Here is an 8,321-nt window from a genome sequence, read left to right as displayed (position 1 = left end):
CATCAACTCACCGGGTGGCTCTGTGACCGCCGGCCTGGCGATCTACGACACCATCCAATACGTGAAGTCAGATGTGGTGACGATCTGCGTGGGCTTGGCTGCCTCCATGGGTGCCTTCCTGCTCGGCGCCGGAACCAAGGGCAAGCGGCTGGCTCTGCCCCACAGCCGGATCATGATTCACCAGCCCCTGGGCGGCACCAGCCAGCGTCAGGCCAGCGACATCGAGATCGAAGCCCGCGAGATCCTGCGCATCAAAGACATGCTCAACAAGAGCATGTCGGACATGACCGGCCAAGAGCTCTCCAAAATCGAGAAGGACACAGACCGCGACTACTTCATGAGCGCGGCCGAAGCGGTGCAATACGGCCTGATCGACCGCGTGATCGCCCATCCCACCGAGGCATCAGCCGCCGCCTGAAGCAGGGCTTGTTGGCTGCGGCGGGCGCTTTCGTAAGCTCGACCCTTGCTCAGCGCTGAACCGAAGCCCCTGATGGCCAAGCTGTATTACGACACCGACGCCGACCTCAGCCTGCTGAACGGCAAAACGGTGGCCATCATTGGCTACGGCTCCCAAGGCCACGCCCACGCCCTCAACCTCAAGGACAGCGGCGTGAACGTGGTGGTGGGTCTCTATGAAGGCAGCCGCTCCGCCGAGAAGGCCAAGGCCGACGGCCTTGAAGTGCTCAGCGTGGCTGACGCTGCCGCCAAGGCCGACTGGATCATGGTGCTGCTGCCCGATGAAACCCAGAAGGCTGTCTACGACGCTGAGATCGCTCCACACCTCAGCGCCGGCAAGGTGCTGAGCTTCGCCCACGGCTTCAATGTGCGCTTCGAGCTGATCAAGCCCCCCGCCGATGTGGATGTGGTGATGATCGCTCCCAAGGGCCCCGGCCACACCGTGCGCTGGGAGTACCAGAACGGCATGGGCGTGCCTGCCCTGTTCGCCATCCATCAAGACGCCACCGGCAACGCCCGCGCCCTGGCCATGGCCTACGCCAAGGGCATCGGCGGCACCCGCGCCGGCATCCTGGAGACCAACTTCAAGGAAGAAACCGAAACCGACCTGTTCGGTGAACAGGCTGTGCTCTGCGGAGGCCTCTCTGAGCTGGTGAAGGCCGGTTTCGAGACCCTGGTGGAAGCCGGTTATCAGCCCGAGCTGGCCTACTTCGAGTGCCTGCACGAAGTGAAGCTGATCGTGGATCTGATGGTGAAAGGAGGCCTCACCGCCATGCGCGATTCGATCTCCAACACCGCTGAATACGGCGACTACGTGAGCGGCCCCCGCCTGATCACCGCCGACACCAAGGCCGAGATGAAGCGCATCCTCACCGACATCCAGGACGGCACCTTCGCCCGCAACTTCGTGGCCGAGTGCGAAGCCGGCAAGCCTGAGATGCAGAAGATCCGCGACCGCGACAGCCAGCACCCGATCGAGCAGGTGGGCAAGGGCCTGCGCTCGATGTTCTCCTGGCTCAAGGCCGCCTGATCGAGGCCTCCCACGCAGCCATGACGCTGCTGCTCTCAGGGGTGGATTCCTTCACGGGGATCCACCCCTTTCTGCTGGTGCTCGCCGCCGCCGGGCTGGATCGGCTGGTGGGCGATCCACGCTGGTGCCTGCACCCGGTGGTGGTGATGGGCTGGTGGATCCGCCGGCTGCAGCAGCTGAGCGAGCGCTGGGCAGGTGATCGCCCATGGGCCCTGCGCCTCGCCGGTGGAGTGATCACGGCGTTGCTGGTGGGGGGCAGCGGCGGCGCCGGATGGCTGCTGGAGCAATGGGCCCTGGGCAGAGGTCTATCCGATCTGAGGCCCGCGGGGCTATTGGCGCTCTGGATCGCCCTTACCAGCGCTCTGGCGGGGCGCAGCCTCGAGCAGGCGGTGCGCAGCGTGTTGCAGGCCCTGCCGGATGTGGCAGCAGCACGAACAGCCTTGAGCTGGATCGTTGGGCGTGACACCACGGAGCTGAACCAGGCCGAGATTGTGAGGGCGGCAGCGGAAACCGCCAGCGAAAACGCTGTGGATGGCCTGTTCGCACCGCTGTTCTGGATGCTCGTGGGCGCGGGCCTCTGGAGCGTCGGTTACGGCGGTGCTCCTGGGCCCTTGGCCCTGGCCTGGGGCTTCAAGGCCGCCAGCACCCTTGATTCGATGCTGGGCTACCGCCAGGGAACGCTGCTCTGGCTGGGCACCGCCGGCGCCCGGCTCGACGACCTGCTGGTGTGGCTGCCCTGCCGTCTGGTGGCCCTCAGCCTGCCGCTGGCAACGGGCTGCGGCCCTGGCGGTTGTCTTCAGGGGCTGGTGGCGGCGCTTCGGGATGGCGTGCCGGATCCCTCACCCAATGCCGGTGTTTCCCAGGCGGCCTACGCCCATGCTGCCGGCGTGCAGCTGGGAGGGCTCAACCGCTACGGCGATCAGCTCAAAGTCAAACCGCTGCTGGCTGCCGGCAGTCCACGACCCAACCCTGCCGCTGTGGAGCGGATGCTGCGGCTGAGCCTGCGGCTGGAGCTGCTCTGGCTGCTCGCCGGGCTAGCGCTGGGGATCGCCATCAGCGCAGTTGGCAGCGTTCAATAGGCGCCGCGATCCATCGGCAGCAGCACCACACCGATGGTGCGCAGCACGATGCCAAGGTCCAGCCAGAAGCTGCGGTTGCGCACGTAGGTGAGATCGAGGCGCACCCGGGTGCGGTAGGTGAGGTTGTTGCGGCCCGACACCTGCCAAAGCCCCGTGAGGCCTGGCCGCACCGAGAGCACCTCGTCCATGTTGCGGCCGTAACGGCGCAGCTCATCCCACACGATCGGCCGCGGCCCCACCACACTCATCTCCCCGCGCAGCACGTTGATGAACTGGGGCAGCTCATCAAGGCTGGAGCGCCGCAGAAATTTGCCCAGGGGGGTGATGCGGGGATCACGCTTGAGCTTGTGATCGCGCTCGAATTCCGCCCGCAGCTTTGGATCGGCCTCCAGCATCGCGGCGAGCACCCGATCGGCATCACGGCGCATCGTGCGGAACTTGAGGCAACCAAAGCCCTTGTAACCGCGACCAATCCGGCGCTGGCAATAAAACACCGAGCCCTGAGAGCTGAGCTTCACCAGCACCGCCAGCAGCAGAAACACTGGTGAACCCAGTCCAAGCACCAACAGTGAGAAGACAATGTCACCTCCACGCTTGAGCACCCGCCCACGCAACGACTGAGCCGCCAGCAAGCTGCTGGCCGTGGACTCAGCCGGGATCGAGGCGGAGGACAAACGGCGCGTGCTCAACGGTGCGATGTGGGTTCATTAAAGAAGTGCAGCGCTCTTTGGGCCCCGCAGCGGCGGTCACTCACCTCAGAGGCACAGACACCGGACGGCTGCGTTGGGCCAGCTGGCGTTGATGGCGACTCCACACCTGCTCGATCAGGGCCTGGCTGCGCTGGCGGAACCTCTGGGGGCTGAAGCGCTCTGCCCATTGGCGCAACGAAGCGGCTGGGAGCTGCGTCCACAAGCGTTGCTGCTCGAAGTGCTCGAGTGCGGCCACCAAAGCCAGCAGGGATTGTTCCGGGAACAACAGGCCGGTGGGTTGATCGCAGCCACTGGTGATGCAGCGCACACTGTCGAGCAGTCCGCCCTGCCCCAGGCCGATCACCGGCGCGCCCGAGGCCATCGCCTCAACGGGCGCAATGCCGAAATCCTCCAGCCCGGCGTACACATAGGCCCGGCAACGACCAAGCCAGGTGTTCACCTCCTCTTGAGGGAGTCGGCCCAGCAGCTGCACACTCGGACCTGCCATGGCTTCGAGGCGCTGGCGCTCCGGGCCATCACCGATCACCACCAGGGGTAATCCGGTGGCATTGAAAGCCTGCACCACCAGATCAACCCGCTTGTAGGGCACCAGGCGGCAGAGGCAGAGATACACGTCGTCGCGGGGGTGATCCCAGCGGAAGCGCTCCACCGCCACCGGCGGGTGCACCACGGTGGAGGAGCGCCCCCAGTAGCGGCGGATGCGAGCTGCGGTGAAGCGGGAGTTGGCCATCAGCGCATCGGGCCGTTGCGCACTCAGCACATCCCATTGGCGCAGGCGATGCAGCTGCCAGCGAATCAGGGGCGACAGCCCGCTCCTGGCCAAGGCCGACTGGCGCAGATAGGCATGCATCTGATCCCAGGCGTAGCGCACGGGGGTGTGCACATAGCTCAGATGGCATTGATCCGGACTGGTGAGCACCCCTTTGGCCACCAGGTGGCTGCTGCTGATGACCAGCGGATAGGGGGCCAGATCCAGCTGCTCAATCGCCAGTGGCAAGAGCGGCAGATATTGCTGCACATGGCTCACCCCCCAGGGCAACTGCTGCACGAAGGAGGTGTGGATGGAGCGCCCAGCCAGCCAACTCGCAGCACGCCTGCTCTCCCCATCCACCAGGGCCGCCAGCTGCGGCCGCTCCAGCAGCGCATCGAGCTGTTGCACGACCAGTTCGGCACCGCCCACGGATCGGGGCGTGAACCACTCGTGCACGAGAGCGGCGGGGCCGGGGAGTTGCGCCATCTGGGCCAAGCTAAAGCCGGCAACTTGAAGAAGGATTGCTCAGCAGATCACAAAAACTGTCAGCTGATTGCGATTAGAGCGGCAGATCTCGATGCTGGCGCCAGAGCCCACTTGCCATGGCGATCCGCGAGCTCCTGGAAGACGCCCTCGATGAACCCTCGATCGGGGCCACACAACGATTTGTCTGGCACGCCACGCCGGTGGGCATTGCCGCGCTCTGGACCGACGGCCAACCACCAACCCAGCCGCCCTTCGAGAACGCACTGGAAGAAGGCCTTCAGGTGGGATTGGATCTCAGCCGCGAAGAGCGGGAATTCCATCAAGTGAGCCGCGGCCTCGTGCTGCTGTTTCACAGCTGAGACCTATCCAATGGCTTTCAATCCCGGGCGTTGAGAACACATTTGCGGCCCGATGAACGACCCGCGAACCGACCGAAATCTTGGGTGAGTTGTAGAAGCGGAGAGGGTGTCCGTCGATTTCGGTCCTCATCGGACCACATAAGACGCTTTCAGGGGTGTTGGGGTGTGATTTACCCCAACATTTCCCCCAACGTCAGTTTTCTTCCGTGAACTCGACGGAAGGCGCAGATCGCTTCCAGCGCAATAAGTTTGCCTCACCCCGCATCAGGACACCACCCCTGTCGAACCTCCCGCCGTGCCACCCACTGAGCGCACCGCTTGGTCAGGTACTCGCCCTGGGGAATCAGACCCTGGTGAATGGGACAGGTCAGCAAGGTGATGCAGTGCCTGCCGACCTCGTAGCGGAAGTGCTGGCAGGTGATGCAGACGGCACCAGAGCGATGCAACCGCTGCATAACGGGCAAAATCCAGTCCCTGAGAGTAGGGTGGATTAATAATTATGCACCGATACAATAACAAGACAGAACTAGTGCAATATTCATTTACACAAGCAATGGAGTTTTCAGGCAAGACATGAAAACAAGAATCAAAAAAGAAAAATTCTTGAGTTACATTATTATTGGAGGATGCCTGTTGGTCTATCTGCCAATCAACTCGACTGCTAAAGAAACTGGTCGCTGGACGGAATTCGGATGCAAAACAACTGATCTAACAGTATGCGATTTTTTCTGGCATTCAGCAAATGGTAATGAACGACAATCAAAATGGTGGCGCAAGACAGTGAAGGGAGTAAACCAGTTTGGAGTCAAGAGCAATGTGGACATTGCTTACTCCTGCCAAACTTCTCCTAGGGTTGAAAAAGTCTATGCTTTCAATGATAAACAAGTGTTGAGATACTGGACAAAGCAACGTGCGCTGCGTTCATACTGCCAAGACAAAGTGAATCTACACGCAGAATGCAATGTCTTGGGACCGATTCATCTAGTCGTGGATTCATCGAAACCTGCTGGCATGCGAGAAGGGGACTCAATTTATTCTTCAATCCTTGCTATCAATTCAAACAATACGATCGAGAAAGGATCATCGATAATTGGTCACGGAGGATATTGGATTCGATTTAGGTCAGAAGACCAAAATATCTTTTTTGAAACAGATACGAACCGAGGATATGGAAACTCCGTTGTTACAACAGCTGCCATCTACATCAATGGCGAAAGATATTCATGCGCCCAGTAATTCCGCTTGAAAACTATAACAATAAAGCATGTCTCGGGACCAGTGTCTTTTAGATCATGCAACTCTTGGGAAGTCCACATGTCATGCGATTGCCGCCACTGTTCCCCAGGCAGAAGTATTGACCAGGGCGAAAGGCATCGGGCGTCCTTTTTGATTGAAAATATATATAATTAGGTTTACCGTTGACTACGGCATTCCTGGCATCAGCATTTTGATATGCATTAATGCTCCTGCCCCTATCATCTGGAAACTCAAACCCCCAGAGTGCGCGCCCCATTCCATAGGTAACAGCATAGACTGCGCATCTACCAAGTCTCCTGTTGGTTTCGCGCCAGTAATGTATCTTTCAAAGAATTCTGCTTTTCTCCTGTCAACACGGGTATTAGCAGCTTCAACTGGAGCCCCAGTGCTGCCCATCAGAACGACGAAGTGCTGCTGGTGATCGAGTCCCCCCTGCTGGCAGCGCACTTCACCCGTGAGATCGATCGCCTCTGGCGGGGGGCGGAGCTAGGGATCACGGAGCGACTGGCACGCAAGCTGGCGCGCAGCAGGCAGCGTTGTGGCAGTGGGGTTCAGCGAATGCGAGAGGGGCTCATAAGCGCTCAGAGGGGATGAGCGGCTCTGGATGTGGCTTTGGGAGTAGCGTGTATAAAGCACATACACACATAGTTATCCTCCAATCAATCGCTAGAATTAAAATAAAGTCAATCCACAGAAGGCAACTCCAGAACACAGCAAAATGACCAAACCTCCCGAGCAAAGCGAAAACAAGACCTCAGAGGAAAAGGCAAAAAGATTTCTCCTGGCAGCCATCTCACTTGGGTTAGCATTTTTTGGAGCCATAATATTTGGCGTTGTCGCCTTAGAACTCAAACTACAAGACGAAAAGAAACGAGAGTGCCAGAGGTATGCCGCAGACTTCAAGAGATACCAACAAGAGTGGGAGAGGGCATCCAAAAGCATGGATTTTAGCCACTTAAGCGAAGACTACGGCTCTTCAATCCAAGACGGAATAAAAAAAGGCTGCTTCAAGGCAATGACAGGCGTCAGCGGCGATGAATTAATCAATGAATTCAGAAGGCTTACGAACTAGGGCGCTTACACAAGACAACTCAAATCACGAATAGCAAGAGGCAAGCACGACTCCAAAAGTCATCATGGACGAACAAGTTGTATGCTGACACCAAACAGTGGATCACAAAAGTTTCCGAGTCGAAACAAGACTCAGAAAACTTTAAGTCCAAAGGCGAAAGCTATACAATCGCCGAAAACAAAAATGGAATCAGGTGGGTCCGTGATCCCGATGGACAATCAAACACAAGCAATCAAAACTTCTTTGTGTCTCACCTCAGTTCTGGATAGTGAACAACTAGCGAATGAGGAGCAACATTGAGTGGCAAGACCAACACGGCGACTGGACTAAGCGAAACCAAGCTTTTTGCTCCTCAAACCAGGGAAAAGCAGCGGCTCACTGATTGGATGGGCATTTAGCAGTGAGTTACGTGCTTGGCTTAAGCATCCTTGTGGTCAGCAGAACTCATGGAAGACAAACCATGAGAGGGGGGAATAGATTGCTGCTGAATATTTCTCAGGATTCGAATAATAGTTGACGTATTCTCAGCCAACTTAACAAGAGCAATCAAAAGCTCGAACCCTACACGACCCAAAATCCAATATACAATTCCAATCAGTATAAAAGCCGGGATTCTGACAACTCCAAAGATAACCAAGGAAAGGGAAAAAACGCACCACCCAAAATAACCAAGAGAAACCAGCTTGCGAGATATAAAACTATCAAACCAATAGTCTGCGAGCAAATCCCCGACAAAAGACGAAGCGTTGAAAGCGATCTCCCTATCCTTTCTCCGAAAATAGAATATTACGACATTAGAGGCAAGAGAAATAAAGAGACAGGCGTAGTAAAACCCTAGAGTAGTGGAATCAAATAAGGATAATGGGAACACGGAAGTACGTTAGAAACAACATGAAAATATCATACATCTTGACGGCACATTAAACTGGTAGATATGCTCAATAAAAATTTAACGTGTTGCGCAGTTATGACCCTTCCCTGTGGTGCCCGAGTGCCACCGCTCACGCCTGTATGCCTCTCCTAAGGCAGGGTTCAAGGCACTGATCAGATTCCCCAGCGTCGGTGACTTTCAGGAAAGGTGTCACTCCTGGGCTGCCGTTCAGGCGGCCTGCATCAACGGT

At 57.9% G+C, this 8,321-nt stretch carries 8 protein-coding genes and 1 pseudogene; 7 read left to right on the top strand and 2 right to left on the bottom strand.

Annotated features, from left to right (window positions below):
• The 3 genes from ACIQ2E_RS10005 to cbiB form a co-directional block, all read left to right on the top strand.
• Positions 1–418, top strand: a 418-nt coding sequence (locus ACIQ2E_RS10005) for an ATP-dependent Clp protease proteolytic subunit (RefSeq protein WP_398329706.1), incomplete at its 5' end; no start/stop codon positions are given.
• 72 nt (positions 419–490) lie between these two features.
• Positions 491–1,486 (top strand): ketol-acid reductoisomerase, encoded by a 996-nt coding sequence (ilvC, locus tag ACIQ2E_RS10000; protein ID WP_398329702.1) that lies wholly within the window; start codon positions 491–493, stop codon positions 1,484–1,486.
• Positions 1,487–1,506: 20 nt separating this feature from the next.
• Positions 1,507–2,565: an adenosylcobinamide-phosphate synthase CbiB gene (gene cbiB / locus ACIQ2E_RS09995; protein WP_398329699.1), complete on the top strand. Its 1,059-nt coding sequence runs from the start codon at positions 1,507–1,509 to the stop codon at positions 2,563–2,565.
• Here cbiB and ACIQ2E_RS09990 read toward each other — a convergent pair.
• Entirely contained in the window at positions 2,559–3,239 is a 681-nt protein-coding gene (locus ACIQ2E_RS09990; protein WP_398329696.1) for a sugar transferase, read from the bottom strand. The two genes, cbiB and ACIQ2E_RS09990, sit on opposite strands and share 7 nt — an antisense overlap.
• Positions 3,240–3,315: 76 nt before the next feature.
• A complete protein-coding gene (locus ACIQ2E_RS09985) occupies positions 3,316–4,512 on the bottom strand; it encodes a glycosyltransferase (protein WP_398329693.1) in 1,197 nt (398 codons plus the stop codon).
• 116 nt (positions 4,513–4,628) lie between these two features.
• Between ACIQ2E_RS09985 and ACIQ2E_RS09980 the strand changes: the two genes are divergently transcribed.
• The 4 genes and pseudogenes from ACIQ2E_RS09980 to ACIQ2E_RS09965 all read left to right on the top strand — a co-directional run bounded on the left by ACIQ2E_RS09980 (position 4,629) and on the right by ACIQ2E_RS09965 (position 7,200).
• Positions 4,629–4,871, top strand: a complete 243-nt coding sequence (locus ACIQ2E_RS09980) for a hypothetical protein (RefSeq protein ID WP_398329690.1) — start codon at positions 4,629–4,631, stop codon at positions 4,869–4,871.
• Between the two features lie 573 nt (positions 4,872–5,444).
• On the top strand, positions 5,445–6,107 hold the full coding sequence (locus tag ACIQ2E_RS09975) for a hypothetical protein (protein WP_398329687.1): 663 nt from the start codon (positions 5,445–5,447) through the stop codon (positions 6,105–6,107).
• A 387-nt stretch (positions 6,108–6,494) separates the two neighbouring features.
• Positions 6,495–6,722 (top strand): annotated as a pseudogene (locus tag ACIQ2E_RS09970) (hypothetical protein); the annotation flags it as partial.
• Positions 6,723–6,846: 124 nt separating this feature from the next.
• Positions 6,847–7,200 (top strand): hypothetical protein, encoded by a 354-nt coding sequence (locus ACIQ2E_RS09965; protein WP_398329684.1) that lies wholly within the window; start codon positions 6,847–6,849, stop codon positions 7,198–7,200.
• The last annotated feature ends 1,121 nt before the right edge of the window (positions 7,201–8,321 follow it).

This window comes from Vulcanococcus sp., assembly GCF_044369115.1.
Lineage (GTDB): Bacteria > Cyanobacteriota > Cyanobacteriia > PCC-6307 > Cyanobiaceae > Vulcanococcus.
Note: the sequence above shows the minus strand (reverse complement) of the source record. Positions and strands in the feature narration are given on the sequence as shown.